The sequence below is a fragment of the Acidibrevibacterium fodinaquatile genome (assembly GCF_003352165.1).
Classification (GTDB): domain Bacteria; phylum Pseudomonadota; class Alphaproteobacteria; order Acetobacterales; family Acetobacteraceae; genus Acidibrevibacterium; species Acidibrevibacterium fodinaquatile.
Map to the genome: position 1 here is coordinate 200,246 of NZ_CP029176.1, position 25,951 is coordinate 226,196.

27 protein-coding genes, 1 tRNA gene and 2 pseudogenes are annotated in these 25,951 nt (G+C 66.2%); 7 read left to right on the forward strand and 23 right to left on the reverse strand.

What is annotated here, in order from left to right; genetic code table 11:
* Nucleotide 1: 1 nt before the first annotated feature.
* Entirely contained in the window at nucleotides 2-2,887 is a 2,886-nt protein-coding gene (uvrA, locus tag DEF76_RS00910) for an excinuclease ABC subunit UvrA (RefSeq protein WP_114910718.1), read from the reverse strand.
* A 176-nt stretch (nucleotides 2,888-3,063) separates the two neighbouring features.
* On the opposite strand from uvrA, the gene ssb reads away from it, so the two are divergent.
* The 5 genes from ssb (at nucleotide 3,064) to DEF76_RS00935 (ending at nucleotide 7,579) form a co-directional block, all read left to right on the forward strand.
* Entirely contained in the window at nucleotides 3,064-3,540 is a 477-nt protein-coding gene (gene ssb, locus DEF76_RS00915; RefSeq protein WP_114910719.1) for a single-stranded DNA-binding protein, read from the forward strand.
* Between the two features lie 7 nt (nucleotides 3,541-3,547).
* Complete coding sequence (gene gyrA, locus DEF76_RS00920) at nucleotides 3,548-6,361, forward strand: DNA gyrase subunit A (RefSeq protein ID WP_114910720.1); 2,814 nt, start codon at nucleotides 3,548-3,550, stop codon at nucleotides 6,359-6,361.
* Nucleotides 6,354-6,878 (forward strand): pantetheine-phosphate adenylyltransferase, encoded by a 525-nt coding sequence (gene coaD, locus DEF76_RS00925; protein WP_114910721.1) that lies wholly within the window; start codon nucleotides 6,354-6,356, stop codon nucleotides 6,876-6,878. The genes gyrA and coaD overlap by 8 nt, the downstream gene beginning before the upstream one ends.
* Nucleotides 6,879-6,957: 79 nt before the next feature.
* Complete coding sequence (locus DEF76_RS00930; protein ID WP_114913575.1) at nucleotides 6,958-7,470, forward strand: peptidylprolyl isomerase; 513 nt, start codon at nucleotides 6,958-6,960, stop codon at nucleotides 7,468-7,470.
* A 33-nt stretch (nucleotides 7,471-7,503) separates the two neighbouring features.
* Nucleotides 7,504-7,579 (forward strand) — tRNA-Lys (locus DEF76_RS00935).
* A 5-nt stretch (nucleotides 7,580-7,584) separates the two neighbouring features.
* Here the strand turns inward: DEF76_RS00935 and DEF76_RS19150 are convergent.
* From DEF76_RS19150 to DEF76_RS00975, 9 genes are all read right to left on the reverse strand, one after another.
* The gene (locus DEF76_RS19150) at nucleotides 7,585-7,851 is read right to left on the reverse strand and encodes a hypothetical protein (protein WP_162800419.1); all 267 of its coding nucleotides are present in this window, start codon (nucleotides 7,849-7,851) and stop codon (nucleotides 7,585-7,587) included.
* A gap of 161 nt (nucleotides 7,852-8,012) precedes the next feature.
* Nucleotides 8,013-8,420, reverse strand: a complete 408-nt coding sequence (locus tag DEF76_RS00940; RefSeq protein WP_114910722.1) for a hypothetical protein — start codon at nucleotides 8,418-8,420, stop codon at nucleotides 8,013-8,015.
* Nucleotides 8,417-9,004, reverse strand: a complete 588-nt coding sequence (locus tag DEF76_RS00945; protein WP_114910723.1) for a Panacea domain-containing protein — start codon at nucleotides 9,002-9,004, stop codon at nucleotides 8,417-8,419. Before DEF76_RS00945 ends, DEF76_RS00940 begins: the two co-directional genes overlap by 4 nt.
* 99 nt (nucleotides 9,005-9,103) lie before the next feature.
* Nucleotides 9,104-9,586: a hypothetical protein gene (locus tag DEF76_RS00950; RefSeq protein ID WP_162800420.1), complete on the reverse strand. Its 483-nt coding sequence runs from the start codon at nucleotides 9,584-9,586 to the stop codon at nucleotides 9,104-9,106.
* A gap of 53 nt (nucleotides 9,587-9,639) precedes the next feature.
* Nucleotides 9,640-9,852 carry a hypothetical protein gene (locus tag DEF76_RS00955; RefSeq protein ID WP_162800421.1) on the reverse strand — a complete coding sequence of 71 codons (213 nt, stop codon included), beginning with the start codon at nucleotides 9,850-9,852 and terminating at the stop codon, nucleotides 9,640-9,642.
* 9 nt (nucleotides 9,853-9,861) lie between these two features.
* The gene (locus DEF76_RS00960; protein WP_114910726.1) at nucleotides 9,862-10,062 is read right to left on the reverse strand and encodes a hypothetical protein; all 201 of its coding nucleotides are present in this window, start codon (nucleotides 10,060-10,062) and stop codon (nucleotides 9,862-9,864) included.
* Complete coding sequence (locus DEF76_RS00965) at nucleotides 10,059-12,011, reverse strand: terminase large subunit domain-containing protein (RefSeq protein WP_205216065.1); 1,953 nt, start codon at nucleotides 12,009-12,011, stop codon at nucleotides 10,059-10,061. Before DEF76_RS00965 ends, DEF76_RS00960 begins: the two co-directional genes overlap by 4 nt.
* Nucleotides 12,011-12,271, reverse strand: a complete 261-nt coding sequence (locus tag DEF76_RS00970; RefSeq protein WP_114910727.1) for a hypothetical protein — start codon at nucleotides 12,269-12,271, stop codon at nucleotides 12,011-12,013. Before DEF76_RS00970 ends, DEF76_RS00965 begins: the two co-directional genes overlap by 1 nt.
* A complete protein-coding gene (locus tag DEF76_RS00975; RefSeq protein ID WP_114910728.1) occupies nucleotides 12,261-12,743 on the reverse strand; it encodes a hypothetical protein in 483 nt (160 codons plus the stop codon). The genes DEF76_RS00970 and DEF76_RS00975 overlap by 11 nt, the downstream gene beginning before the upstream one ends.
* 867 nt (nucleotides 12,744-13,610) lie before the next feature.
* Between DEF76_RS00975 and DEF76_RS00980 the strand changes: the two genes are divergently transcribed.
* A protein-coding gene (locus DEF76_RS00980; RefSeq protein ID WP_114910729.1) for an IS630 family transposase occupies nucleotides 13,611-14,680 on the forward strand; the annotation gives its coding sequence in 2 pieces (ribosomal slippage) (nucleotides 13,611-14,103 and nucleotides 14,103-14,680; 1,071 coding nt in all).
* Between the two features lie 23 nt (nucleotides 14,681-14,703).
* On the opposite strand, the gene DEF76_RS00985 is transcribed toward DEF76_RS00980, so the two are convergent.
* A protein-coding gene (locus DEF76_RS00985; RefSeq protein WP_114911697.1) for an IS5 family transposase occupies nucleotides 14,704-15,506 on the reverse strand; the annotation gives its coding sequence in 2 pieces (ribosomal slippage) (nucleotides 14,704-15,179 and nucleotides 15,179-15,506; 804 coding nt in all).
* Nucleotides 15,507-15,674: 168 nt separating this feature from the next.
* A pseudogene (locus tag DEF76_RS00990) lies at nucleotides 15,675-16,393 on the reverse strand (IS5 family transposase); the annotation flags it as partial.
* Between the two features lie 209 nt (nucleotides 16,394-16,602).
* Between DEF76_RS00990 and DEF76_RS00995 the strand changes: the two are divergent.
* On the forward strand, nucleotides 16,603-17,208 hold the full coding sequence (locus DEF76_RS00995; protein WP_114910731.1) for a DNA methyltransferase: 606 nt from the start codon (nucleotides 16,603-16,605) through the stop codon (nucleotides 17,206-17,208).
* Between the two features lie 644 nt (nucleotides 17,209-17,852).
* Here the strand turns inward: DEF76_RS00995 and DEF76_RS19160 are convergent.
* The 11 genes and pseudogenes from DEF76_RS19160 to DEF76_RS01040 form a co-directional block, all read right to left on the reverse strand.
* Nucleotides 17,853-18,029 (reverse strand): hypothetical protein, encoded by a 177-nt coding sequence (locus DEF76_RS19160; protein ID WP_162800423.1) that lies wholly within the window; start codon nucleotides 18,027-18,029, stop codon nucleotides 17,853-17,855.
* An 89-nt stretch (nucleotides 18,030-18,118) separates the two neighbouring features.
* Entirely contained in the window at nucleotides 18,119-18,511 is a 393-nt protein-coding gene (locus DEF76_RS01000) for a hypothetical protein (protein WP_114910732.1), read from the reverse strand.
* Between the two features lie 4 nt (nucleotides 18,512-18,515).
* Nucleotides 18,516-21,614, reverse strand: a complete 3,099-nt coding sequence (locus DEF76_RS01005; protein WP_114910733.1) for a hypothetical protein — start codon at nucleotides 21,612-21,614, stop codon at nucleotides 18,516-18,518.
* Complete coding sequence (locus DEF76_RS01010; protein ID WP_114910734.1) at nucleotides 21,607-21,924, reverse strand: hypothetical protein; 318 nt, start codon at nucleotides 21,922-21,924, stop codon at nucleotides 21,607-21,609. The genes DEF76_RS01005 and DEF76_RS01010 overlap by 8 nt, the downstream gene beginning before the upstream one ends.
* Nucleotides 21,921-22,343 carry a hypothetical protein gene (locus DEF76_RS01015; RefSeq protein ID WP_240319070.1) on the reverse strand — a complete coding sequence of 141 codons (423 nt, stop codon included), beginning with the start codon at nucleotides 22,341-22,343 and terminating at the stop codon, nucleotides 21,921-21,923. Before DEF76_RS01015 ends, DEF76_RS01010 begins: the two co-directional genes overlap by 4 nt.
* Nucleotides 22,344-22,349: 6 nt before the next feature.
* Nucleotides 22,350-22,616 (reverse strand): annotated as a pseudogene (locus DEF76_RS20295) (hypothetical protein); the annotation flags it as partial.
* A 120-nt stretch (nucleotides 22,617-22,736) separates the two neighbouring features.
* Nucleotides 22,737-23,006 carry a MerR family transcriptional regulator gene (locus tag DEF76_RS01020; protein WP_114910736.1) on the reverse strand — a complete coding sequence of 90 codons (270 nt, stop codon included), beginning with the start codon at nucleotides 23,004-23,006 and terminating at the stop codon, nucleotides 22,737-22,739.
* A gap of 102 nt (nucleotides 23,007-23,108) precedes the next feature.
* Nucleotides 23,109-23,837: a hypothetical protein gene (locus DEF76_RS01025; protein WP_114910737.1), complete on the reverse strand. Its 729-nt coding sequence runs from the start codon at nucleotides 23,835-23,837 to the stop codon at nucleotides 23,109-23,111.
* A 64-nt stretch (nucleotides 23,838-23,901) separates the two neighbouring features.
* Nucleotides 23,902-24,279, reverse strand: a complete 378-nt coding sequence (locus DEF76_RS01030; RefSeq protein WP_114910738.1) for a type II toxin-antitoxin system HicB family antitoxin — start codon at nucleotides 24,277-24,279, stop codon at nucleotides 23,902-23,904.
* A complete protein-coding gene (locus tag DEF76_RS01035; RefSeq protein WP_114910739.1) occupies nucleotides 24,266-24,517 on the reverse strand; it encodes a type II toxin-antitoxin system HicA family toxin in 252 nt (83 codons plus the stop codon). Before DEF76_RS01035 ends, DEF76_RS01030 begins: the two co-directional genes overlap by 14 nt.
* Before the next feature lie 41 nt (nucleotides 24,518-24,558).
* Nucleotides 24,559-25,875 (reverse strand): tyrosine-type recombinase/integrase, encoded by a 1,317-nt coding sequence (locus DEF76_RS01040; protein WP_114910740.1) that lies wholly within the window; start codon nucleotides 25,873-25,875, stop codon nucleotides 24,559-24,561.
* Between the last annotated feature and the right edge of the window lie 76 nt (nucleotides 25,876-25,951).

Here is a 25,951-nt window from a genome sequence, read left to right on the forward strand (position 1 = left end):
CTCAGGCGCGTTTGCGTAGAGGCCGCGCCCGCGCCGGCGGCGCGACCGGTGGCGCGGCCACGGGGGCGAGAAGCGGGGCGAGAAACCGGCCGGTATGGCTTGCCGCATTGGCCGCGATCGCTTCCGGCGTGCCCTCGGCGACGATCCGCCCGCCGCCCTCGCCGCCTTCGGGGCCGAGATCGAGGAGCCAGTCGGCGGTTTTGATCACTTCGAGATTATGCTCGATCACCACCACGGTATTGCCCTGATCGACCAGGGCATGGAGCACGCCGAGGAGCTTCCTCACATCCTCGAAATGAAGGCCGGTGGTGGGCTCGTCGAGAATATAAAGCGTGCGGCCGGTGGCGCGGCGGGCGAGTTCCTTGGCGAGCTTGATGCGCTGCGCCTCGCCGCCGGAAAGCGTTGTCGCCGGCTGGCCGAGCTTGATATAGCCGAGCCCGACCTCGCGCAGGATAGCGAGCCGGTCGCGGATGCGGGTTTGCGCCGAGAAGAACGGGAACGCCTCGTCCACCGTCATCTCCAGCACCTCGGCGATCGAGCGGTCGCGGAATTTCACCTCCAGCGTCTCGCGGTTGTAGCGCTTGCCCTTGCAGACATCGCAGGTGACGAAGACGTCGGGGAGGAAATGCATCTCGATCTTGATCACGCCGTCGCCCTGGCAGGCCTCGCAGCGGCCGCCCTTGACGTTGAAGCTGAAACGGCCGGGCTTGTAGCCGCGGGCCCGCGCCTCGGGCAGTTCGGCGAACCAGTCGCGGATCGGCGCGAAGAGATCGGTATAGGTCGCGGGGTTGGAGCGCGGCGTGCGCCCGATCGGCGACTGGTCGATATCGATGATCTTGTCGAGATATTCGAGCCCCTCGATGCGCTCATGCGGCGCCGGCACCTCGGCCGCGCCCATCAGCCGCCGCGCTGCCGCCTTATAAAGCGTGTCGATGATCAGCGTCGATTTGCCGCCGCCGGAGACGCCGGTGATGCAGGTGAAGACGCCGAGCGGGATGGCGGCGTCGATCGCTTTCAGGTTATTGCCGCGGGCGCCGATGATTTTGAGCTGTTTGCCGCGCGCGATCGGCCGCCGCTTTGCCGGCACCGCGATGCGGGCGCGGCCGGAGAGATAGGCGCCGGTGAGGCTTTCGGGGTGGGCCGCGACCTCGGCCGGCGTGCCCTGCGCAACCACCCGCCCGCCCTCGGTCCCCGCGCCGGGGCCCATGTCGATGAGATGGTCGGCGCTGCGGATCGCATCCTCGTCATGCTCGACGACGAGGACGGTGTTGCCAAGCTTTTGCAGCCGCCGCAACGTCGCGAGCAGCCGGGCATTGTCGCGCTGATGGAGGCCGATCGAGGGCTCGTCGAGCACGTAGAGCACGCCGGTGAGCCCGGCGCCGATCTGGCTGGCGAGCCGGATGCGCTGGCTCTCGCCGCCCGAGAGGCTCGCCGAGCCGCGCGCGAGCGTCAGATAATCGAGCCCGACATCGACGAGAAAGCGCAATCGTTCGCCGATTTCGCGCAAAATCCGCTCGGCGATGGCGCGTTTCTGCGGCGAAAGCTGCTCGGCGACGCCGGCGAACCAGTCATGGGCGGCGCGGATCGAAAGGTCGGAGGCCTCGGCGATGGTCTTGCCGGCGATTTTCACCGCCAGCGCCTCGGGCTTGAGGCGCGCGCCATGGCACGCGGCGCAGGGTTTTTCCGCCCGATAGCGCGATAACTCCTCGCGCACCCAGACGCTGTCGGTCTCGCGCAGGCGCCGTTCGAGATTGCGGATCACGCCCTCGAACGGCTTGGTCACGGTGTAGGCGCGCACGCCGTCCTTATAGTCGATCGCGATCGGCGTCGTGCCGCTGCCGAACAGGATCACCTCGCGGAGCGCGGCCGGCAGATCGCACCAGGGCGTGCGCGGGCTCGCCTTGAAATGGCGGGCGAGGCTTTGCAGGGTCTGGGCGTAATAGGGGGTGTCGGCGCGGGCCCAGGGGGCGACGGCGCCCTCCGCGAGAGAGACACGCTCGTCAGGGACGACGAGGGCGGGGTCGAAGAAGCCTTCCACCCCGAGCCCGTCACAGGCCGGACAGGCGCCATGCGGGCTGTTGAAGCTGAACAGACGGGGCTCGATCTCCTCGATCGTGAAGCCGCTCACCGGGCAGGCGAAGCGGCTGGAAAACACCGTCCGCTCGCCGCTCGCCGCGTTCTCGGCATAGACGATGCCGTCCGAGAGGCCGAGCGCGGTCTCGAAACTATCGGCCAAGCGGGTCGCGATGTCGGGGCGGACGACGATGCGGTCGACCACCGCCTCGAGCGTGTGTTTGAGCTTGCGGTTCAGCGCCGGCACGGCGTCGATCTCGTAAATCTTGCCATCGACCTTGACGCGGGTGAAGCCGCGGCGCTGCAACTCGGCGAGTTCCTTGCGGTATTCGCCCTTGCGGTCGCGGATCACCGGGGCGAGCAGGAGGAGCCGCGTGCCCTCGGCCAGCGCGAGCACCCGATCGACCATCTGGCTCACCGTCTGCGCCTCGATCGGGAGCCCGGTCGCCGGCGAATAGGGCGTGCCGGCGCGGGCCCAGAGGAGACGCATATAGTCGTGGATTTCGGTGACCGTGCCCACCGTCGAGCGCGGGTTGTGGCTGGTGGTTTTCTGCTCGATCGAGATCGCCGGCGACAGCCCCTCGATGCTGTCGACATCGGGTTTGCCGGCGAGTTCGAGGAATTGCCGCGCATAGGACGAGAGACTCTCGACATAGCGGCGCTGGCCCTCGGCGTAGATGGTATCGAAGGCGAGCGAGGATTTCCCCGACCCCGAAAGCCCGGTGATCACGGTCAGGCTGTCGCGCGGGATGGCGACGTCGATATCGCGGAGATTATGCTCGCGCGCGCCACGCACGATGATGGAGCCAGGCATGCGGCAGGGTCCGGGAGGGTGTTGTGGGCGGAGGCTGAATGCCGGATATGGCAGCCCCCACCACCCTTGAAAAGGGGCGCGCTTGGAAAGGCGCGCCGGGCGGGCTAGAGTGCGCGATCGACGTTGACCGCGAGCTTGTCCGCGACGAGCTTGCCCCCAAGGAGTGAACCGCCGCGATGGCTGGCAGTGTGAACAAGGTGATTTTGATCGGCAATCTCGGCCGCGATCCGGAAGTGCGGAACACGCAGGACGGCACGAAGATCGTCAATTTCACGCTCGCGACCAGCGAGACCTGGAACGATCGCGCCTCCGGCGAGCGCAAGGAGCGCACCGAGTGGCACCGGGTGGTGATTTTCAACGAACGCCTCGCCGATGTCGCCGAGCGCTATCTGCGCAAAGGGAGCAAGGTCTATGTCGAGGGCGCGTTGCAGACCCGCAAATGGACCGACCAGAGCGGCCAGGAAAAATACACCACCGAAGTGGTGCTGACCCGTTTCCGCGGCGAACTCACCATGCTCGATGGCCGCGCCGCCGAGGGCGGCGAGGCGCGAGGCGCGCCGGCGCCGCGGGCGGAGAAGGCGAGCACGGGCGGCCGCCCGGCGACCGCCTGGGAGCCGCCGGCCGGCGACCTCGACGACGAGATTCCGTTCTGATCCCGATATGAGCGAAACACCGCCAAGCCCGCCCGAGCCGCCCGAGGGCGGTCCGATGTTCGGCGTGCAGCCGGTCACCATCGAGGAGGAGATGCGCCGCTCCTACCTCGATTACGCGATGTCGGTGATCGTCAGCCGCGCGCTCCCCGATGTCCGCGACGGGTTGAAGCCGGTGCATCGGCGCATTCTTTACGCCATGCAGGAAGCCGGCTGGACGCCGGATAAGCCCTATCGCAAATCGTCGCGCGTCGTCGGCGATGTCATGGGCAAATACCATCCGCATGGCGACGCCGCGATCTATGACGCCATGGTGCGCATGGCGCAGGGTTTTTCGATGCGGGTGCCGCTGATCGACGGGCAGGGCAATTTCGGCTCGATCGACGGCGATCCGCCGGCGGCGATGCGCTATACCGAGGCGCGGCTGGCCCGCGTCGCGATGGCGCTGCTCGACGACATCGACAAGGACACCGTCGATTTTCAGCCCAATTACGACGAGAGCGAACGCGAGCCGCGGGTTCTGCCGGCGTCCTTCCCCAATCTCCTGGTCAATGGCGCGAGCGGCATCGCGGTCGGCATGGCGACCAATATCCCGCCGCATAATCCCAGCGAGATCATCGATGCGACGCTGGCGCTGATCAATGATCCCGATCTTTCGCTCGCCGCCTTGACCGCGATCGTGCCGGGGCCGGATTTTCCGACCGGTGGCCTCATCCTCGGCCGCGCCGGCATCCAGAGCGCGTTCGCGACCGGGCGCGGCAGCCTGGTCTTGCGCGCGCGCACCGAAATCGAGCAGATCCGCCGCGACCGCGAGGCGATCGTGGTGCGCGAGATCCCCTATCAGGTCAACAAAACGACGCTCCTCGAACGCATCGCCGAGATGGTGCGCGGCAAGCAGATCGAGGGCATCTCCGACCTTCGCGACGAGAGCGATCGCGACGGCATGCGCATCGTCATCGAGTTGAAGCGCGAGGCGACGGCGGAGGTGGTGCTGAATCAACTTTTCCGCCACACCCAGCTCCAGACCAGCTTCGGCGTCAACATGCTCGCCCTCGATGGCGGCCGGCCGCGCCAGATGGGCCTCAAAGACGCTCTGGTCGCCTTCATCGCCTTCCGCGAGGAGGTCATTCTCCGCCGCGCCCGCTTCGAACTCGCCGCCGCGCGTGACCGCGCCCATCACCTCGCTGGGCTCGCGATCGCCGTCCAGAATATCGACCTCGTGATCCGCCTGATCCGCCAGAGCCCGGATGTGGCGGCGGCGCGGGCGGCGCTGATGGGGATCGACTGGCCGGCCGAGGACATCGCGCCGCTGCTCGCGCTGATCGATGACGCCGGCAACGCCGTCATCGGCGGCCTGGTGCGGCTCACCGAGACGCAGGCGCGCGGCATCCTCGAACTTCGCCTGCAGCGCTTGACCGGGCTTGAGCGTGACAAGATCCATGCCGATCTCGTCGAAACCGCGAAACGCATCGGCGAATTGCTCGCGATCATCGCCTCCCATCCGCGGCGGATGGAGGTGATGGCCGAGGAATTGCGCGCGATCCGCGCCCGCATCGCCTCGCCGCGCCTGACCCAGATTGCCGACGGCATCGCCGACCAGGATGACGAGAGCCTGATCGAGCCGCGCCAGATGGTCGTCACCATCACCCGCGACGGGTTCATCAAATCGACCCCGCTCGAGACCTTCCGCGCCCAGAATCGCGGCGGCCGCGGCCGCACCGCGGCATCGACCCGGGGCGACGATGTCATCACCCGCAGCTTCAACGCCCATACCCATCAATGGGTGCTGTTTTTCTCCTCTGGCGGCAAGGCGTTCCGCGAGAAGGTCTGGCGCCTGCCCGAGGGCGGGCCGACCGGCAAGGGCCGCGCGCTGGTCAATTTTCTCCCCGAACTCGGCGCCGATCAGGTGACGGCGGTGCTGCCGCTGCCGCAAGACGAGAGCCTCTGGGACGGTCTGCATCTGGTGTTCGCGACCGCGTCGGGCTCGGTGCGGCGCAACCGGCTTTCCGATTTCCGCAATATGCGCGCCGCCGGCCTGATCGCCATGAAGCTGGACGAGGGTGACCGGCTGATCGGGGTTGCCACCTGCCGCGAGGGCGATGACGTGTTCCTTGCGACCCGGCGCGGCCGCTGCTTGCGCTTCACCATCACCGAGGAGAGCTTGCGCGTCTTTGCCGGGCGCGACAGCGCCGGGGTGCGCGGCATCCGCCTCGGCCGCGAGGACGAGGTGATCAGCCTCTCGGTGTTGCGCCATGTCGAGGCGAGCATCGAGGAACGCGCCGCCTATCTCCGGCTGGCGGGCGCCCGCCGGCGCGGCAATGGCGGCGAGCATGGCGGCGCGGAACTTGATCCCGGCGAGAACGAGGCGGCTGTCGAGGCAGAGAGCGAACGCGGGGACGAGGCCGCGGCCGAGGGGCCGGTTGCCGAGGTCGCGCTGGCGCCGGAGCGCTTCGCCGCGCTGGAAGCGGCGGAGGAATTGCTGTTGACGGTGACCGAGGCGGGGTTCGGCAAGCGCTCCTCGGCCTATGAATATCGCGTCGCCGGGCGCGGCGGGCAGGGGATCGCCAATATCACGCTTGGGACGCGCAACGGCCATGCGGTCGCCGCGAGCTTTCCGGTGCGTCCCGGCGATGATGTCATGCTGGTCACCGATGGCGGCCGGCTGATCCGTCTCCCCGCCGATCAGGTGCGCATCACTGGCCGCGCCGCGATGGGGGTGATGCTGGTGCGGCTCGGCGAGGGAGAGCGGGTGATGAGCGTGTTTCCGGTGCTCGAGGAAGAGGGCGAGGAGGCGGAGACGAAGCCGGGGATCGGCGATGAGTGAGGCGGCGAGTAGGCCCCGGATCGGCGTCTATCCCGGCACCTTCGACCCGATCACCAACGGCCATCTCGATATCATCGCGCGCGCCGCGCGGATCCTGCCGCGTCTCGTCATCGGCGTTGCGATCAATGCCGGCAAGGGGCCGTTGTTCCCGCTCGAGGAGCGGGTCGCATTGGTGCGCGCCGAAACCGAGCGCGTGGCGCAGGCGAGCGGCACCGAGATCGCGGTGGCCGCGTTCGACACGCTGCTCGTCGAGTTTGCTCGCTCGGTTGGCGCAACCGTGATCCTGCGCGGGCTGCGCGCGGTGTCGGACTTCGATTATGAGTTCCAGATGGCGGGGATGAATTACCGGCTCGCGCCCGATATCGAGACGGTGTTCTTGATGGCGAGCGAGCGGCATCAATTCATCTCGTCGCGTTTCGTCAAGGAGATCGCGCTGCTCGGTGGCGACATCACGAGTTTCGTGCCCACGCTGACGCGAGAGCGCGTGCTCGAGCGGCTCGGCGGCGGGGCGGCGTGACCATCAAGAAGGAAAACCGAGGATGATTCATCGTCGGACATGGCTTTTCGCAACTACAACCCTGATTTTTGGAGGTATGATGCAAGAGAGCGAGGCGGCCATCCCGCCGGCGACACCGGAGAACGAGGTCTATCTCGATCTCAAGGACGGGCGGGTGGTGATCCTGCTGCGCCCTGACCTTGCCCCCAAGCATGTCGAGCGGGTGAAGACCCTCTGCAAGCAGGGGTTTTATGACGGCACCCCGTTCCACCGGGTGATCGAGGGGTTCATGGCCCAGGGCGGTGACCCCACCGGCACCGGCACCGGCGGGTCGAAACTGCCGAATATTCCCGCCGAATTCACCAACAAGGCGCATTTCCTGCGCGGCACCGTGGGCGCCGCGCGCGCCGCCGATCCCGACAGCGCCAATAGCCAGTTCTTCATCATGTTCGCCCCGGCGCCCGGCCTCGACGGCCAGTACACGATCTGGGGCCAAGTAATCAAAGGGATGGAGTTCGTCGATCACATCAAGCGCGGCGACGGCCCTAATGGCATCGTCAAGGATCCCGACCGCGTCGTGCGGATGCGCCTTGCGACCGACGTCAAGGATTGACGTGCGGCGCCCTTTATCGTTGAAGGGGCGCGCGAGCCCGTAGCTCAGCCGGTAGAGCACGAGACTTTTAATCTTGGGGCCGTGGGTTCGAATCCCACCGGGCTCACCATAAAATCAAAGGGTTACGCTAGGTTCACCGGAATATATCGAAAAATTGTCCGCATGGTGTCCGCAAAATCGAAGGCGCGGCGGCCATGGAATGCCCGCAAAGAAATCGCCCGGACCATGGGTTGATCCGGGCGTTCCTTTCGTCGGCTTATGCTTGGCGGCGCGGTTCCAGCGGTCGGCTCTTTGCTCGATCTCCCGGCGGCTCTTGCCCCTCCGAGCACGATAGAGCGGATTCAACCGGAGTTCCCGCGCCATCGGGTTGCGCTTGCTCATGGCCGGCCTCCTATGCAGGCGGCACATATAGGCGGCAGGGGGCGCAGCGTCACGCTATATCGTATCCGCATGTCCGCACCCTCCGCGGCACGCCGCCACACGGCTCGGGGGCGCTGAGCAACAGAAGCCCCCTATCTGCTCGCTTAGGACGCCCGAGCGGCCTATTCGAGCAACGCCCCCTGCTGAGGGGTGATGTCACGTGACAGTTTCAGGCAATTCCGAATCTGGTTCACGAGTTCTGAGTGAAGCGTGCGCACAAGGGTGACTGTCCCATCAGCGATGCCTCTGTCGGCCTCTTTGCGCTCCATCTCGACGGGCCGATAGGTCTCAACCCAGGTGTCGAGATCGAACCCATCTCGGCCGCCAGCACTGATAAAAAAATAGTCAGCAAAACCAATGCACCCAGGCGTTGGCTTGCGCCCGCGCGCCTTCGACGTGGTGAGTAGCGCGATGAGATTCTGCCCAGGCTTCGCGCCGAGGATGATCAGAAGCTTATCGCTCGCGCCGCCGTCTTCGAACTGGAATCCCTTCCATAATACGAGATCGCCACGGGCAATAGCCCACTTCACGGGACCATCGCCCGATCAATCGCCGCGAATTCCTCTTGCCGCGCCAGGATCTCATCTCGGGGCAGGCTTGGCATGTCAGCGATGATCGGAGCGTCAAGCGCCAATTCATAAGGTATCGGCTGATTCTCTCCCGCGCCATTCCGATACACCTTAAACCAAGGCAATTTCCGGTCATGCGAGAACGCCGACATGGTGCCGCCGTCCGCCTCGGCGAAATATTCGGCCAGCCGCTCCATAATATCGATCTCGCGCTTGGTAAACCACGATTTGTCAAACTCGGCCTTGGCCTTGAGGTCTCGGCGCATGATCCGCTCCGAGAATTCACCGCGAACGTCGAGCGTGGTGATCGCCGCGGCGAAATCAGTCGTGGGGGTCTTTAGTTCGTCGAGCAATTTGAAGGAGGCTGGCCCCATCGCAAGGGCGTTGTATTCGAAGCCCGTGACACTTCGCCCGGTTTGGCGGTAATGCTCAAAATCAAGGAAATTCATCAATTTGTTGAGCTTGAGCGTATGGCAATGCCGCGTCTTCGCCACAAAGAAGATCGTCGCGTTGATCAGCTTCTCGCGATGATGGGAAACGAACATACCACCCCTGAACTGGTCACGCGCGGAGCCACGTCAAGCCGAGACATACCTGGCATTACGCGATGAATAAGCCATTAATAACAGCTAATCCATCGCGAATCACGGCATGCCGCCGGCGCATCGCTCGATCGCCATCGCCAGCCGGTTTTGCACCCGCTGCCAGGTCCGCCCCGTGAAGCGCGCCATCGTCTCGTGATCCTTCGGTCGCCAGCCGCCGAGGACGGCGAGGTCCGCGAGCCGATACCCCTTCACCACCGCGGCATAGAGCAGCTTCGCATCCTTGCCCGCCGCGTTATGCGCCGCCCGCACGAATGCCGCCGCCCGAAGCTGCCGCTCCGTTGGCGTCACGCCGCTCGATCCATGGCCGCCGCCTGCCCCGTCCAGCCGTGACACCCGCCACGGCGCCATCTCGCACGCCCGCGCATAACGCTCGCACCAGGCGAATTGCTCGCGATCAATGATCCCAGCCCGATGCAGCCGCACGGCAACCGTCACCACTCGCCACGGTCGCGGCCCATCCCGGTCGAACCTGGCGCCGCGCGCTTCCTCAAGTTCGACATGCGCGGCTATGCCGGTCGGCACGTCCACCGCCTCGGATCGCCGCCGCGCCGGTTTTCGCGTCACGCGCTGCGAAATTATTCCCCGTCCTCGCTGAGCCCGCCGGCAAACTCGTTCCATGCCAGCCGCGCCCGCCACACGCGCACGAACTCAGCCGCTTGAACCGGGTCGCTGATATCAATCGCCTCGCTGCGCCCCTCGGCTGCGCAGTAATCGCGCCAAGCCTGGATCATGCGCTCGGCCTGCGCGAGCCGATAGCGATGGGCGTCTGCGGCGTCGTCGGTCGGCATCATCGTTTCCTATCTGCGGGGGGCAACCGGGATGAGATCAGCGGCAACCCGCCTGGCCTCGGCCGTCAGGTCGTCCCGCCGCTCATAGAAACGCCGCGGGTCGCGCCAGTCGGGGCTCAGAGCCCGAATCTGCCGCGCCAGCCACTCAAGCCGCTCGCTCGCATCACGCGGCCCAGTGCCCAGCCAGGGCGGATGCGCCGGCACGCTCATACGTGCGCCGGGTCGAGCGCCATGACGATGCCCGCCAGCACCGCCAGCCGCAACGGATCAGCGCCCGCATCCGCGCCCGCCCGGAAGGAAAGCGCGCCGCCAAGGGGCAGGAACCGGCTCGCCTCATGCGCCGCCGCGCCGAGCCGCACCGCGCCGGCATGAACATGGCCGCTCGCCGCCAACGCCAGGTCATCGACGCTTTGCAGCAAATCGGCAGGAATCTCGTCGGCCGGCACGCCCTGCAAGCGACACTGCCGCACCAGCGGCGGCGGCACCCAGAACGACATGCCATCGAGCGGCCGGCATACCTCGGCGAGCGCGAACAAGCGTTCGGCAACCCCCTTGATCGTATGCCCCGCCACCGGCTCCGAGACGATATCGGCAAGGATCAGCCGGTTTGGCTGGTCAGAGTGCCCCTTCGCGAAAATCGCCGCGCCCGCCATGCCGTCGAGCGAGATGAACAACGTCGCGAACGCCGTGCGGCAGAGTCTCGGCAACGCCGCCGGGCGCTCATCCTCGCCGAGCATCGCCGCGGGGCGGATCAGCGCCGGACGCCGGTCGATATCGAGCCCGACCAGCACCCCGGCAACCGCGTTGGCAAGGTCATCATGGCCGCCGGGCGCGTGATCGACCGAATCCCGGCCCGAGCGCGTGGTCCGGCGTTCGAGCCCGCACAACTGCGCCGTAAGCCGCGGCGCGTCGAGCAGTTCCAGCCGCCCGGCGTTAATCAGGCTCAGCAGGTCGATGTAGAGATCAGATTTCGGCCGGGCGCTTGGTTCATAGCCGATACCGTGCTCGCGGAACCGCTGGCGCGGCCATTCGCCGCCATAGCGATCGCCGACCACGGTTTCGATACCATAGCGCCGCAGCAGGTCGGCAAACTCTTTGACGACGCCCTCGGGATCAAAGGGCGGCCGCGCCTCCCGCACCGCGTCGAGGATCGGCACATTGTCAGCCCCGAGATGCGCGATCGCCAGCGTCATCGCATCCGATGCCCCGCCGGAGGGGTCGCAGAACGCGGCATAGGCAATCCCCGGCTCGGGCGGCAACTCGCTGCGCCCCCACATGGTGATGCGGTCGACCGCCTCGCGGGTGACGAAATCCGCGAGATCATCGCGAAACTCGGCGCCATACTCAGCCCGCGCGGCCTCGGGGTCATCCTGATACGCCTCGGCGATGATATCAGCCGGAACCCCGGGGTTCATGGTCACGGTGTCAGCTTTCCAGACCATCACGCGGGCATCGTCGCGGCCGTAATGCTTGCGGAAAGCGGCGTATAACTCGCCGCGTTTCGCGTAGGGCGAACTCGCGAGCAACAGAATGCTGCCGGGGATGCTCAGCATGCCGGGGCGCAGCGCGCGCAGGATTTCAACGTCGGGGTTCGCGCTGCTCTCGTCCGATCTCCAGAACGCGATCTCGTCGCAGAGAACCGCCGCAAAGGTATAGCCGCGTGTGGTGCGAAAGCTCGCCGTCGAGATTTCGATCACAACGCGATTATTCAGCGTGATCGACTCCGCGCCCTCGTCCACCACCATCGGCTTGAGCAACGGCGTTTCCTTGAGCAGGCCCGAGATGAAGCGGAAAATGCTGCGCGCTTGGCTTCGGTTTGCCGCCAGGATCGCAACCGTTGCCAGTTCACCAGCGGCAAGAAACGGGCGATAGTCGCGAAAGCAGGCCAGGAATACGGCGATCAATGCCAGCACGCGGCTTTTGCCACCCCGCCGGCCGACGATCAGCGCAGCTTCGCGCGAAGGCGCAACCGGCGGCGTGGTGCGGCCCGTGCTGGCGGCGAACAGCGCCATGTCGTCGTCACTCATCGGCAGCGCGAACAGGGCGCGGAGGAACACGCGCCAGGGTTGCCAGCTTTCGGCGCGGAAATGCGGCGCGAACAACGCCGGATCGCCAATCGCCGAGTCGATGTCGAGCAACGGCGCGGCGGAGGCGGGCATCAGGTGCGGCGTTTCGTGGCGTATGCCACCCATGCGAGCGAGGCGGCGCCAGCGCGGGCGGCGGCGGCAAGCTGGTCGGCCCAGGCGCTCAGGTCATCAGCACCGGCCTCGGCGAGGTCGGCGGCCGGGACGTGCCACTCGTCGGCGGCGTCACGAACGACTTGCCGCAAGAGCAATGCCAGGCGCTCATAACGGTCGAAGGCAGCGGTGCAAGGCAACGTGGCATCGGCAGGCAACGCGAGGCGAGGGTCAGCGGTCATGGTCGCGTCCTTTCTGATCGGAGCGGGCGGCGAGGAAATCCGCGAGCGACGGCGGCGCGGCGGCCGCGGCGGTAGGTTGCAGGCCGAGCAGCGACAACGTGCGCGTCAGGCTGTTGCTCCACGCCAGATATTGCCGAGCGTCATGCGCGGACTGACCGGCCTTTTGAGCGAAGGCGATGTCCATCGCTATGAGCCGCATGCGAATCTGAACCGCCGTTTCGATCAAGGCCGCTTGCGTGGCGGTCGGCGCGCCGGCGCAGTGCGCGACCAGCCGAGCCCGGAAGGCCGCCGCATCGCGACCAATCAGCGTGCGCCGATCGAGCCGGACGGTGGTGCGCAGGTTCTCGGGTAAGCGACGGCCGCGGATAGCGCGGCGAAGGAGGGGCGCCCGCGGGGGGGTGTCACGGCTTTGTGGCGTCAGCCCGGCGTCGATATCGCGGATATCATCGTCCGCCGGTCCCGCGTCACTCATGGCAGCCCCAACGCCGGCGTTCTCGGACGGCAGAACATTTGCGGAACTCTCTTCGGATTGCGGACATGTGGCGGACATGTCGCGCTTATACTGCCACAATGCACAGAGATGCAAGGCCTTTCCACAGTCGCACCCCTGATAAATAATCAGTTTCCACCCAGGAACCGCCGGCGTGTTATGTGCTGAATAGCATAGCGGTGCGGCCTGGCGATGGCGGCCGCGTGCCCGAGGGGGCAGGTGTTATGCGCATTCGGATACGACGGAAGCACCGGCGCGGAGAAGGTGCGGGCGTCTCATGGCCTGATACGCGGCGCGGTGCGCATCCAATCCGCTGTTCACGTTTCTGGCGAACGCCGTGAGCGACGCTCGGAAGGCTCAGGAGGGGGTTTCCCACGGTGGGACGTTTCTAATTTCTAAGAATGGCTGATTTCTGCGGGTTTGCGCGGAATCGGTGGTTCGGGGCGTGGGAAACCTGGGAAACATGGGAAACCTTTCGGCCACCCTACGCGTGCACGAGAGATAATTTTCCGGGAAATTGGAGAGTTGGGAAAGTCCACCGGCCGAAAAGGTTCCCACTTTTCCCAGGTTTCCCATCGGTGGCGCGCGGCGGCGTTCGCTGCGACCAGGGCGACGATCTCGCGCAGCGGCAACAGGCCGGCTCCAGCGCACTGGGCAGCCGCCTCGGGGCGTGCCGTCCCGCTCTCGCGCCAGCGTGCGCATCGGGGAACTGGTGCGGGAGTTGGATGCTCCCCGCTTGCGGGACGAGCGCGGCCGCCTTATACCAACCTGAGGTTCCGTTGACTCGAATGTGAGTTGGCGCGGCTCGGGCGGGTATGATTCGCTGAGCTTCCCCGGAGGAGGCTTGCGATGACGGTAGCGATAACGCGTTTGGACTTGTCGGCTATGGCGCTGCGCGAGCGGGCGGCTCGTGCGACGGATGCGAAAGTTTCGCGGCGCCTTTTGGCGATTGCTCTTGTTCTTGAAGGCTGGTCTCGGTGCGATGCGGCCGAGGCTTGTGCCATGGACCGCCAGACGCTGCGCGACTGGGTGCACCGTTACAATGCATTGGGACCTGACGGACTGGGCGATGCGCCGCGCCGCAACGGCCCGCCGCCCCGATTGTCGGCTTCGCAGCAGGCGCAGATCGCGGCATGGGTCAGGCAGGGCCCGGACCTGGAGCGTGACGGCGTGGTGCGGTGGCGCTGTGTCGACCTGCAGCGACGGATCGAGACCGAGTTTGCGGTTACCCTGCACGAGACGTCGATCAGCCGATTGTTGCGGCGGCTCAAGTTCACGCGGGTCCAGCCGCGTCCGTATCATCCGAAGAAGGACGCTGCGGCACAGGACATTTTTAAAAAGACTTCGCTGGCCTGGTAGCGGCGGCGATCCCGGTCACGGCGGCCCGTAAGCCGATCGAGGTGTGGTTCGCCGATGAAGCCCGTGTCGGTCAGAAGGGAACCCTGAGCTATGTCTGGGCAGAGCGGGGTTCCCGACCACTGGCGGTGCGCGACAATCGCCATGACTCCGCCTATCTGTTTGGTGCCGTCTGCCCAGAACGTTGTATTGGTACCGCCATCATCATGCCGGCGGTCAACAGCGAGGCGATGGCCGAGCATCTTCGCGAAATCAGCACGCAGGTCGCGCCCGGTGCGCACGCCGTGCTGGTGCTCGATGGCGCCGGCTGGCATCAAGCCGGCGAACGTTTGCCGGTGCCCGACAACATCAGCCTGCTATCGCTGCCGCCCTATTCGCCAGAGCTCAACCCAGTCGAAAACATCTGGCAATTTCTGCGCAGCAACTTCCTAAGCCATCAGGTCTGGAACAGCTACGACGAAATCCTTGCCGCCTGCCGAAACGCCTGGAACAAGTTCATGCAAATGCCAGAACAAATCGCTTCGATCACCCAACGAGACTGGATCAAAGAGGTCATTGGATAGGCAGGTTGGTATTAGAGTCCCTTTCAAAACCTTCCCTCCAGAGCCCGGAGGGCGATGAGGGAGCAAGCGATGCTTGTAAACGCGCTGTGGATATCGATGCGCCGCTCGTAGCGGATGGTGAGACGCCGGAAGCGATTGAGCCAGGCGAAGGTGCGTTCGATGACCCAGCGATAGCGGCCGAGACGCTCGCTGGTCTCGACGCCGCGCCGGGCGATGCGCGGCGTGATGCCTCGCTGCCGGCAGGCGCGGCGGCAGCGGCGATGATCATAGGCCTTGTCCGCGTGCAGCTTTCTCGGCCTGCGCCGCGGCCGGCCGCGCTTGCCGCGGATCGCTGGGATCGCATCGAGCATCTGCTCGAAGGGCACGCTGTCATGCACATTGGCCCCGGTCAGGGCGAACGTGAGCGGGATACCGTGACGGTCCGTGACGAGGTGGCGTTTCGTGCCGGGACGGCCCCGATCGGTCGGGTTCGGCCCGGTCGCGGCACCCCCTTTTTTGCCGCGATGGCGGAACTGTCCAGCGCGGCCCGGCTCCAGTCGATGCGGTTGGCGTCTTGCAAGCGGCGCAGCAACTCGCGGTGCAACCGCTCCCAAACGCCGGCCGCTTGCCAGTCGCGCAGGCGCCGCCAGCAGGTTACCCCAGAGCCGCAGCCCATCTCGCGAGGCAACATCTCCCAGGGAATGCCGCTGCGTAGCACAAACAGAATGCCCGTCAGCGCGGCGCGTGCCGAGATCGGCGGCCGGCCACCCTTTGGCCGCGGGCGCGGCGGAGGGAGCAAGGGTTCGAGGATCGACCACAGGCTGTCGGAGAGTTGGGGCGCGGGCATGCCCCTTCATGAATCAAATTGAATCAAGGTACAAGCGGTTTTGAAAGGGGCTCTTAGTCCCAGCGCTGGGACTAAGAGTCCCTTTCAAAACCTTCCCTCCAGAGCCCGGAGGGCGATGAGGGAGCAAGCGATGCTTGTAAACGCGCTGTGGATATCGATGCGCCGCTCGTAGCGGATGGTGAGACGCCGGAAGCGATTGAGCCAGGCGAAGGTGCGTTCGATGACCCAGCGATAGCGGCCGAGACGCTCGCTGGTCTCGACGCCGCGCCGGGCGATGCGCGGCGTGATGCCTCGCTGCCGGCAGGCGCGGCGGCAGCGGCGATGATCATAGGCCTTGTCCGCGTGCAGCTTTCTCGGCCTGCGCCGCGGCCGGCCGCGCTTGCCGCGGATCGCTGGGATCGCATCGAGCATCTGCTCGAAGGGCACGCTGTCATGCACATTGGCCCCGGTCAGGGCGAACGTGAGCGGGATACCGTGACGGTCCGTGACGAGGTGGCGTTTCGTGCCGGGACGGCCCCGATCGGTCGGGTTCGGCCCGGTCGCGGCACCCCCTTTTTTGCCGCGATGGCGGAACTGTCCAGCGCGGCCCGGCTCCAGTCGATGCGGTTGGCGTCTTGCAAGCGGCGCAGCAACTCGCGGTGCAACCGCTCCCAAACGCCGGCCGCTTGCCAGTCGCGCAGGCGCCGCCAGCAGGTTACCCCAGAGCCGCAGCCCATCTCGCGAGGCAACATCTCCCAGGGAATGCCGCTGCGTAGCACAAACAGAATGCCCGTCAGCGCGGCGCGTGCCGAGATCGGCGGCCGGCCACCCTTTGGCCGCGGGCGCGGCGGAGGGAGCAAGGGTTCGAGGATCGACCACAGGCTGTCGGAGAGTTGGGGCGCGGGCATGCCCCTTCATGAATCAAATTGAATCAAGGTACAAGCGGTTTTGAAAGGGGCTCTAAGGATAAAGCCATCGCGGATGCCGGCTTGAGCCGCACGCAAGCCTACCGCTACCAGGAACTCGCCGGGCCGCGCGAGGCAAACTTGCAAAGCGCCGGGAAGGCAGCTGCAGAGAAGTATTTCGCCGAGGCGCGCGCGACCGGCGCATCTTCGACATGTGGCTGGCGTGCTACACGCAGGAGGAGATCGCCGAGGCGGAGGGTGCGGCAGTCGGAACGGTGAATTCAGTTTGTTCAGAAATGGCAGACTTGCCAGAATCTGACAAACCCGCCGCTTCGCACCTGACCGACTTTGATCCGCCGCTCTACAACGTCTGGAAGCAGCAGACGCGGACGCCAGGCTCCGCGCACTTCGGCAACAGCGAGGCGCGGTGGGTGGACAACCTGCTATACCTCTATACCCAGCCGTTTGATGTGGTGGTGGACCCGTTCGCCGGCGGCGGCTCGACGATCGACGTCTGCCGCAAGCGGTTTCGGCGCTATTGGGTCTCGGATCGCAAGCCGATCGTCGAGCGCGAGAAGGAAATCCGAGCGAACCTCAGCGGCCTGGCGGTGGGCTCGGCGGCATCATGGCGGGCGGGCCATCGCCGCCTTGGATGGCTCTCCGGCAGCGCTTCGATCTCGGCTCGCAACCGGGCCGCCAGCTCGCAGGCCAGGTCTCGGAGTTCACGCGGCGTCATCGGGTCGCTCCTTTTTCGCGTCAGCCGGCGGGAAATCATCGCGCTTCGCGTTCCCGGGCCACGGTCCGCAGAGCGGCTGTAGGTGTAGCAGCATCGGCGGCACGCTCAGCCGCTCGGGCGGCTTAAGTTGCCCGGACTCATACGCTCGCACGGTGTTTCTCAGATGCTGATTTTCCATTTCCAACTCCCGGATGCGCGATTGGAGCCGCCCGGTCGGGGTCGGTGGACGCGGTTTCCGGGCGGCGCGGGCAAGCTGATCGACCACCCGGCACATTTCGCGGCGCGTTTCGCAGCGCATGATCTTCAACCAGCCGGCGGGCGAGATTTTGAGGCCAGGGGCAAGCGTTGCCGGGATACGGGCGATTTCCGGCGGAACGTATTTGTCCATATGCCGGCGGTAATAGGACTCGGGCACGCCAGCCAGCCGCGCCGCCTCCCGGATACCGCCGCGCGGGCGTCCGCGTTTTCGCATCAGTTGTTGCGAAACTGCCGGCTCGGCATCAGCGGGCGGGGCGGCAGGGGCATCGGCGGATTTTTGCGTCACCTGATGCGAAATTGCCGCCGGGGTATCTTGCGGCGATTCAGTTTTCGCAGGCGGCTCGGGGGTAACGGTCACCGCATCAGGCCCCATCAGCGCGGCGGCTCGGCGCAGGGCAATCATATTCCGGTTCATCCGAGATTCCTTTTCGCTTCAAGTGAAGCAAAATTGCCGCTCAGCCGGGACGCTCATGGCGAGCGCGGCGGTGGCGCATCGGGCTTGGCGCGCCCGCGCTCGATCGCTACCCGCAGCGGATCACCCTCAGGGAGGCCCGCCGCGATCGCGTCGAGCATTTCGCGCGCTTGTTGGAGCCGGTATTCGTCGGCAGCCGCCTCATCCGTGCCTTGCGTGTCGTCCGGGGTCATGACCCATCTCCATTTCGCGTCAGGTGAAGCAATATAGCGCGACGCGCCCGCTGACGCGCAAGCGCTCGGGAGGCGCCAGACATGGCGTGTCAGTCCCATTGGTCGTGCACGTGGCGCCGGTAGAGCCGGGCGACGACGGCGTGTTGCCGCTCCGTCGGGCGGTATCGGCGCCGAGAGAGCGACGCGATGAACCCCTGTTCCCACTCGGTCAGCCGCTCTGCATAATCGCAGAGGTCGCGGACCATCACCCGCCAGGGCGGCAAATCGCCGTCGGGAGCGGACCAGGCTGCCGGTTCAGGGGCCGGGGGGCGCGCGGGGCGTGGTGCGGCGACCGCGAGGTCAGCCAGCGTTAGCCCGTGCGCCGCGAGGAGGCGCTCGGCAGCCCCGAGAGCCGCCAGCCGCTCGCCGTCGGGCGCGCCCGATGACGACGCCGCAAGCGCGAGGGCGCCGACAAGGCGGCGGAGGGTGGGGGCGGGGATCACGGCCTCAACGACACGGCCGCACCGCGAACGTCCCGCCACGGTGGTCGGGGGCGTAACGGAGCGCCACGACGACCCCGGCAACGTCGCAAGGCGCATCGACGATCGCTTTGAGCCGCCACGCGAGCACCGGCGCCGAAACGATTTTGATCGACTTCGATGCCGCCAGTTCGAGCGCCGATTTCAACGCTTCCGCCGCGGGATCGAGACGCGAGAGATAATTCGCGAGGTCGGCGGCGGTGAATCCGGCGGGCCACTCGCGCCGGCAAACGTCGAGAACTGTCGCGAGCGAGGATGTTTGCTCGTCGTCTGTCTCGGAGGCCGCGAAAACGTCGCGGAACCGCATGGGCGCCGGCGGGCAGCCTGGCGCGGCGTCCATCGCGAGGGAGTTGACGTGTGTCACGTGCTCCGCCGCTGCGTGCTCAACGGCCGACCCGACGAGCCGCCACCACGCCTTGAACCTGGTTTGCGCCGGCTTCGCGGACGCTGGTCGAAGCTGAGGGTTGGCGAGTAGCAGGATATAGAGCGCGCGCAGAATCTTCGGCCGGTTCGCGAGCGTCCATGCGACCGGGTCGGCATGACGAAACTCCCGGTTTTCCGGGTCGGGCCGATCGGCCTGCAATCGCGCGATCAACGAACGCGAGGACATATCGCCGCCCGGCGTGGCGTTGTTTCCGGTAAAAATCTTGATTGTCGTCGCGGGCACGGTTCTCTGTTCCGACACGCCGAGGATGCGATCGGTGAAGGTCTCGGCGGTGAGGACCTTCTCGATCGTCGGGCATCGAACCACGGTTCCGAGCGAGATGTTGTCCCACACGAGGAGATCGGCACCCTCGCCGAAATAAGCGAAGATCGCCTTGCGTCGTTCCTCCGGGTCGTTCGACCATCCCGCCGCGGCCGCACGTCGTCCGAGCACACCCGCGGAGATCATGTTCGCAACGGTGGTTTTGCCGCTGCCGCGCTTCGCGGCGGTGATGAAAAACGCCGGCCTCTCGGGAAACAACGCCCGCTCGATGACGGAAAGCGCCAGGGCGATGAGCACGCATTTTCCCTGGTAGTCGGTTTGCACGTCAGCGAGCCACTCGTCCGCGAGGAAGCGCATCGCCGCTGCGACTCGGCTCGGGCTGATCTCTGTGCGGTCGGGCAGCGCATCCATCAACGGCTCGGGAATGCGAAACACCACGCCGAGCCGCCGATCAAGCCCGCGCCCCGCCAGCATCTCGCCGCGGATGGTGACGATCGGCAACGACAACACGGCGGTCGCCGTTGGCAACGCCGCGTCGTCGCGTTTCGAGAAATGCCGGACGAATGGCCCCGCCAGATGAACCGGGATTTTGTCGCCTTCCGAGTTCTGCTTGTAAAAATCGATATGCCGCTCGATCATCTCGGCGGCTGCGGCCTCGTCGAGGCGGGTGATGAGCGGTTGCGGGGGCGCCGCCGGCGCATCATCGGGCAACGGCGCGCCGTTCACGCTGGCACTCGTCAGAAGGTGCAGCGATGCGATGCTGCGTTCGCGGACGTGGCACAAGCAGCCTTCAACGTCGCGGAACGGCGGTTCGAGCGCGGCCGAGGCGCCGAGCACGGCGTTGAGCGTCGCCATCGTGGGCAACCACGGCGCGTCCGGAAACGGAGCCTCGATCCGAGGGCGCGGATCATCACGCTCGGCGGCTCGCCGCTCGGCTTCGGCCTCGGCGGTGCGGGCATTTTTTTCGCCCCGCTCGGCATCGAGCCGCTTCGTGATCGCGCGCTTGCCGAGGCCGGAGGCGCGAGAGACAAGCTCGATGAGATCGTCAATTTCGTCGTCTTTGAGGTCGCCCGCGGTCGCCATGCGAACGAACACATCGACGACATCCTCGCGCCTCGCACCGGAGATCGCTTTGCGGATTGCGGTCGCGTCGAAGCGCAATTCGTAAATCGCCCGACCATGCGCGAAGCTGTGAATCCACGGCGAACCGTCTGGGCGGAGCATGATTTTTGCGACGCCGCGGCCGTAGTTGGGGCCTTCGAGCGGATCGGCCAAGGTCTCGCCGACGTAGCGCGCGGGATCGGCGAGAACCTGCGCGACGGTATGCCCTGCCAGGCCGGGGTCGTCGAATGGGAGTTCGATATCCGGCCAAAGAAATCCATCCGCGTGCCGCTCGGCGATCCGCCGTGCCGCGCTCGCACTGGCGCCAGTGCGGGCCGCAATTTTCTCCGCTTGCCGGCCGATGAAATCCCCGCGCGCGCGTGCGAGATCGGCCGCGAGGCGGTGCTTCTCCGCAGCACGCAATTCGTCGAGCCGGGCACGTTCGACGATCGTTAGGGGCGGCATCGCGGCGAGGGTGTCGAGCGCCTCGCCCTCGGTTGCGATCGGGCGGCGCGCTTCGGCGTCTTGCGTAAGCGGGGGCTCAAGGATTGGCGCGCCTTCGAAAATCAGGCGCTCAGGACTGGCAACCATTCTATCGACGATGCTGCGTTCGAGCGCTTGGCCTCCCGCGCCGACCATCATCCAACCGAGACCGGCGAGCCAAGCGCGCTCGTGAAACGCGCGGAGAAAGCGCGGGATATCGGCGCCGTCGCGGACGAGCAGATAGACATGCCGCCCGTCGCTACCTAGCAACTTCTCGCCGGTGTCCAATCTCCGCAGGCCAGCGCTGGTCGAGGCGCGAACAACGCGCGCGGTCCGATCGAGGTCGGGCAGGATCGTTGCGAGCGCGGCAAGGAATCCGCCGAGTTCGTCGATCTTCGCGCGCACGCTCGGGTGCATGCCTTTCGCATCGAAATCGATCAACGTCCAGGCCGGCGCTTGCGGGCGGAAAAAAATCGCCTCCGCCGTTCGGGCAATGACACCGGGCATGGCGTGCCCGTTGAGCGCTCGCCGGGTGACGACGCGCGCCGCGGTTCCGTCTCGCAGCACGCCGATCGCGAGCGCCTGCGCCGAATCGAGCGAGCCGATCACGCGCGCAAGCGCGTTTGCCGACGGCGCCGGGAGAACCTCCGCCTCGCCTTCGACCATCACGCACGCCGACCCATCGGCGCGGAGGGCGCCATCGACGAGGCTGATGCGCTTGGTGAGCGGGCCGCGGGTTTTGTGAAAAACCGTGATGCAGGCGACGGGCTCACTCATTCGCGAGCGCCTCGGGGTGCGCCTCGCGCAGGGCGTCGACGACCGAGGACGACCAGCGATCGCGAACCGATTTCGATATGAACTCGATAACCGGCGAATATCGCCGCCTACCCGCGTCGTCGAGCATCACGCATCCGTTACGGTCGATCATCGGCTTCGAGGGCGGCATCGCCCATGCCCGGCCGTGTGATTGCCCGATCGAAACCTCGCGCACGATCATGCCCGACGGCATCGATACGGTCACGAAACCGCGCAGCGTGCCGCGGCGAAGGGGTTTCCAATCGGAAACGACAATCTCGCGGCTGCTCATCGGTCGCGCTCCGCGAGGAGGCCGGCGAGGGCGGTCCGCCGCTCGGCGTTCGGCAAAATCTCAAGCACGTCTCGCGCGAGCCCGGATTCAAAGAGCCGGGCGGCCAACTTTGCCAGCTCGGCGGGGCGATTGCTCTCCGCGTGTGCCGGCGCCACCGCCGGCTCGGGCGCGGTCGGATGGAGATGTGCGACGCGCCGGCGAAAGCGCTTCTGCGCGAGACGGGCGTGCCATTCGGCTTCCCGCCGCGCACGATCTGCGTCATCCAGGCGTTTTTTGATGTCGCGGGGGTCGAGTCCCCCACCCAGAACGTCAGCGACGAGATCGGCCGGAGCCGATGGGGCGGCGAGTCTGTAGATTACGCTGGGCGGCAAATGCGAAAGGGTTTCGGGTTTGCCTTCAAGGAACCGCGATGCCGCCATATAATTTTCGGCCGAGCGGGGCGAAACCCCAAGCTCGCGCCGCGCCCATCCCTCAAACTTCCCATGCGGCAGCAGCGCTTTTGCCTCGCGAAGGAGCGCGCCGAGGTCACGAATTGAGGTTCGCATTATTCCGCGGGCCGCGGCTGCGATCTCATCGAGGCGCGAGCAACGAGCGTTCACTTCAGGCGAGTCGGAAACTACGCCAGCCGAATCAACGGCTTTGGCGCCCGGCATCACTTCTACCGGCTTCGGGGTGGAGATCGAAATTGCCATTTCGGCGGTCCTCGGTTGAGGCCGCACGGCGCTTGCGGTCGGTCACGAAATCGCGTAAACTCCCGATGCCGTCGAGAATTTCGCCGATCCGCCCCGTCGCGCCGCCGCGCGGCGGGGTTGTTATGCGGCGGATTTGCGCGGGCGGCCTCGGCCGGGCGCGCGGTTTTGTGCATCACGTTCCAGGGCGCGGCGGATGTCAGCGGGATCGTAAAATCGCTTGCCCAGAACACGGATATAGGGAAGTTGCAGCCGGGAAACGAGATCATAGACTGCGCGCTCAGTGCAGTTTAGCGCGGCTGCGATCATCGGAAGCGTCCAGCGGCCGCCGACGATTTCGGCGCGGTCAGCGGGCGGGCCAGCGAGCGGGTCGGTTGCGTTTTGCGCGTGCATCGAAGTCACTCCGAAAAGTTTCGATGCGCTGCATTATCTTCGCATTTCCCGTCGGTGCACCACAAAACGCGTCGGCAGGCAAATTTTTTCTTGCAGTTTCTATCAGCGGATTTTCGAAAATACACGTTCGCGCGGGGTTTTGGCCTTCGAACGTGTAGTTGTTCGGACAGTGGAGCGAAGGGCGTTGGCGACTGCCGCGAGGGGGATGTCCGCTCCGATCGCGGCGCTCAGGAGCATCGAAATTGCCGCGTGGTCAGCGTGTGTTTCGCCGAACAGCCGCCGCGCGAGGTCGCGGGCAGCGGCGCCGGCAAATGCGCGCGCGTCATCATCGTTTTTCCGCGACCAGGGGCCGTTCATTAAACTTTCTTCGGTTGTGTCGGCGTCGAGTGCGAATTGATCAGCAATCGCGCGCAGCCCGCGAGCGCGGAGGTCGATTGCGCCGGGAGGGGATTCCCCCTCGATGTCGGCGGCGATTTCATGCAACCGGCGTGCGCGCTCGCGATGCTTTGCGGCCTGGTCCCGCGCGCGCTTGAGCAGCGGCAGGCGGGCAGCCGTTTGGAGTGCAAGCATCAATTCCGCGAGCACCAGCGCGGGGTCATGTTTCCGAAGTTTGTTGAGAGCCGCAGAAACTTTGCCATCTGGATCAGAGCGCAGCCGATCGTAAACAGCGCGCCACTCAGGCCGCAACGCCTCGTATGCCGGCCGCAACTGCCCGTCCGCGCCCTGAAAATGCGGCATGGCGCGATGATCGACGAGCCGGCGCACGTCGTCCGAAGTTATCGTTTTCCGGGTGGCCGCTAGTGTGCTATCTTCGCGGTCGCGATCAGCCATCGGCGCACTCCTTGGCGGTCGAGGGCCGGGGAGCGCTCGCAACGCTGCCCCGGCCCGTTTCGTTTCAGCGGGGCGCGGTGCGTTCGCCGATTCCTTGCGCGAGCAGCGTGACGGCCAGCGTGTTCAAGCTGACGTTCTCGCGTGCGGCTTGCTCGGCGAGGCGGCGATGCAGGCTCTTGGGCGTGCGCAGCAGCCATTTGCCGGAATAGGCAGCGGTCGGATCGGCGCCGGGGGCTGGCACGTCGCGGCCGGCCTCGCGCATAGCGGCGATCCAGGCGGCCTTTGCCTCGCGCCCGGCGGCGATCGCTTCCTCGGGGGTCTCGCCATCGGCGATGCAGCCGGGGAGGTCGGGATATTCGATCAGCCAGCCGCCGCCATCCTCGGCGCTCAGCGGGCGCAGGGTGAAGGGATATTCCCGCGTCACGGGGTCATGCTTGTTCATCGTCGCCTCTCAATGTGTCGATCCACTGCACGAAACGGCGGACATAGACGGGCTTGATCGGGCGCCTGGCGGGCACGGTCAGCGCCTCGGTGAGCGCGGGATGCTCAAACACCACATGGCTGCCGCCCGGCTTGCGGACATTGGCGCCATGGGCGAGCGCCACGGCTTCCAGGCTGGCAATGCGCCAGTCACGGGGGTTTGCTCGCATATCCTCAAGCGTCTTGCCCGCGCGCGTCATGCTGCGGCTAATATGGTATCAATCACGGTATTAAGCAATCCCTATCCGCCCCGCTTGCCGGTCATGGGCACGATCTCGGCGGAGGGCTTGCCGGCGCCGGTGATGATCGCCCCGGCCCGCTCGGTCGCGGCACGCAACGGATCGTCCATCAGGTGCGCATAGCGCTGGGTTGTGGCGGCCTGGGTGTGCCCGAGCAGGGCGCCGATAACCGGCAGGCTCAGCCCTGCCGAGGCCAGGATGGCGGCATAGGTATGGCGCAGGTCATGCACGCGCACGCCCGTCAGGCCAGCGCTCTTGCAGACAGATTTCCAGAAATTCTTGACCGAGGCGAGGGGTTGGCCGTTCGCGCTCGGGAAAACCCATTCGATCGGCGGCAAATTGTGCGCGGCGCGACGGCCGTTCTCTTTGTCGGCTTCGGCCTTCATCTCGGTGAGCAGCGCCAACGCCGGCGGCGAAAGGGGCACGCGATGCAGCTTGGCGGTTTTCGTGGTCGCGGCCGGCTTGGACCATATCCCGGCTTCAAGGTCGAAATCAGCCCAGCGGGCGGCGAAGGTCTCCCCCTTGCGCGCGCCGGTGAGCAGCAGCAACCGCACGGCATTGGCGCTGGTCCGCTCGGGGTGCGCCGCCAGTGTCTCGCCTAGACGTGCGATCTCGGCCGGGGTGAGGAAGCGCTCGCGCTTTTGCTCAGGCGCCCGCTCGATGCCCAGGCATGGGTTGTCCGCCCGCATCTCCCATTTGACGGCGAGGCTCAGCATCCGGCTCAGCACCGCCACGGCGCGGTTGGCGGCATAGGGTGTGCCGGCCGCGACGATTCTGGCGTGCATGCGCTCGATATCGGCATGGCGAAGGTCCGCAACCTTCTTGGCGCCGAGAGCGGGGCGGATATGGACGCGGAGCAAGCGCCCATACTCGTCTTGCGTGCTCTCCCGTTTCTTGGGCAGGTATTCCGCCGCGAAACGGTCGGCGAGGTCGTTCACGGTCGGCGCGAGGCGGGCCTTATGGCGCTCGGCCATGGGATCGGCGCCGGCATCGATCTCGCGGCGCAGTTCCGCGGCACGGGCGCGGGCAGCGCGGACAGTCCAGGCGCTCGCATCGCCGATGGTAAGGCGCCGCTCGATGCCCCCCGCACGATAATTGAGCACCCAGGACCGCGCCCCGGCCGAGGTCACGCGCACACCAAGGCCGCGCATCCCCGGGTCGTAATAGATGCGGTTGCCGCGCTCCGGCACGGGGAGATCACGAACGGCCCGATCAGTGAACGGCGCAGCAGATTTCTCGTCAGCCGCCGGCCCCCTGATTTTCGATCTTTGCGCATGCCCCTCGGTCGTCTGCGCCTTCCCCTGGTCGTTCGTTGTCATATTGCACCAACCATCGTGTCCGGATCGTGTCCGCACGAAATATGCGCTTTTATGCAAAATCGTGCAACGTCTTTCT

Bases quoted from the DNA above. Each gene is read 5' to 3' on its own strand.
- DEF76_RS01025 (WP_114910737.1), bottom strand. From the start codon at position 23,837: ATGGCTGATCGCGACCGCGAAGATAGCACACTAGCGGCCACCCGGAAA.
- DEF76_RS00975 (WP_114910728.1), bottom strand. From the start codon at position 12,743: ATGAGTGACGCGGGACCGGCGGACGATGATATCCGCGATATCGACGCC.
- DEF76_RS01030 (WP_114910738.1), bottom strand. From the start codon at position 24,279: ATGAACAAGCATGACCCCGTGACGCGGGAATATCCCTTCACCCTGCGC.
- DEF76_RS00970 (WP_114910727.1), bottom strand. From the start codon at position 12,271: ATGACCGCTGACCCTCGCCTCGCGTTGCCTGCCGATGCCACGTTGCCT.
- DEF76_RS01035 (WP_114910739.1), bottom strand. From the start codon at position 24,517: ATGACGCGCGCGGGCAAGACGCTTGAGGATATGCGAGCAAACCCCCGT.
- DEF76_RS00995 (WP_114910731.1), top strand. From the start codon at position 16,603: ATGTGGCTGGCGTGCTACACGCAGGAGGAGATCGCCGAGGCGGAGGGT.
- DEF76_RS00960 (WP_114910726.1), bottom strand. From the start codon at position 10,062: ATGAGCGTGCCGGCGCATCCGCCCTGGCTGGGCACTGGGCCGCGTGAT.
- DEF76_RS01005 (WP_114910733.1), bottom strand. From the start codon at position 21,614: ATGAGTGAGCCCGTCGCCTGCATCACGGTTTTTCACAAAACCCGCGGC.
- coaD (WP_114910721.1), top strand. From the start codon at position 6,354: ATGAGTGAGGCGGCGAGTAGGCCCCGGATCGGCGTCTATCCCGGCACC.
- DEF76_RS01010 (WP_114910734.1), bottom strand. From the start codon at position 21,924: ATGAGCAGCCGCGAGATTGTCGTTTCCGATTGGAAACCCCTTCGCCGC.
- DEF76_RS00955 (WP_162800421.1), bottom strand. From the start codon at position 9,852: ATGCCGACCGACGACGCCGCAGACGCCCATCGCTATCGGCTCGCGCAG.
- gyrA (WP_114910720.1), top strand. From the start codon at position 3,548: ATGAGCGAAACACCGCCAAGCCCGCCCGAGCCGCCCGAGGGCGGTCCG.
- DEF76_RS19160 (WP_162800423.1), bottom strand. From the start codon at position 18,029: ATGACCCCGGACGACACGCAAGGCACGGATGAGGCGGCTGCCGACGAA.
- DEF76_RS00930 (WP_114913575.1), top strand. From the start codon at position 6,958: ATGCAAGAGAGCGAGGCGGCCATCCCGCCGGCGACACCGGAGAACGAG.
- ssb (WP_114910719.1), top strand. From the start codon at position 3,064: ATGGCTGGCAGTGTGAACAAGGTGATTTTGATCGGCAATCTCGGCCGC.
- DEF76_RS01040 (WP_114910740.1), bottom strand. From the start codon at position 25,875: ATGACAACGAACGACCAGGGGAAGGCGCAGACGACCGAGGGGCATGCG.
- uvrA (WP_114910718.1), bottom strand. From the start codon at position 2,887: ATGCCTGGCTCCATCATCGTGCGTGGCGCGCGCGAGCATAATCTCCGC.
- DEF76_RS19150 (WP_162800419.1), bottom strand. From the start codon at position 7,851: ATGAGCAAGCGCAACCCGATGGCGCGGGAACTCCGGTTGAATCCGCTC.
- DEF76_RS01020 (WP_114910736.1), bottom strand. From the start codon at position 23,006: ATGCACGCGCAAAACGCAACCGACCCGCTCGCTGGCCCGCCCGCTGAC.
- DEF76_RS00965 (WP_205216065.1), bottom strand. From the start codon at position 12,011: ATGCCCGCCTCCGCCGCGCCGTTGCTCGACATCGACTCGGCGATTGGC.
- DEF76_RS00945 (WP_114910723.1), bottom strand. From the start codon at position 9,004: ATGTTCGTTTCCCATCATCGCGAGAAGCTGATCAACGCGACGATCTTC.
- DEF76_RS01015 (WP_240319070.1), bottom strand. From the start codon at position 22,343: ATGGCGGCATCGCGGTTCCTTGAAGGCAAACCCGAAACCCTTTCGCAT.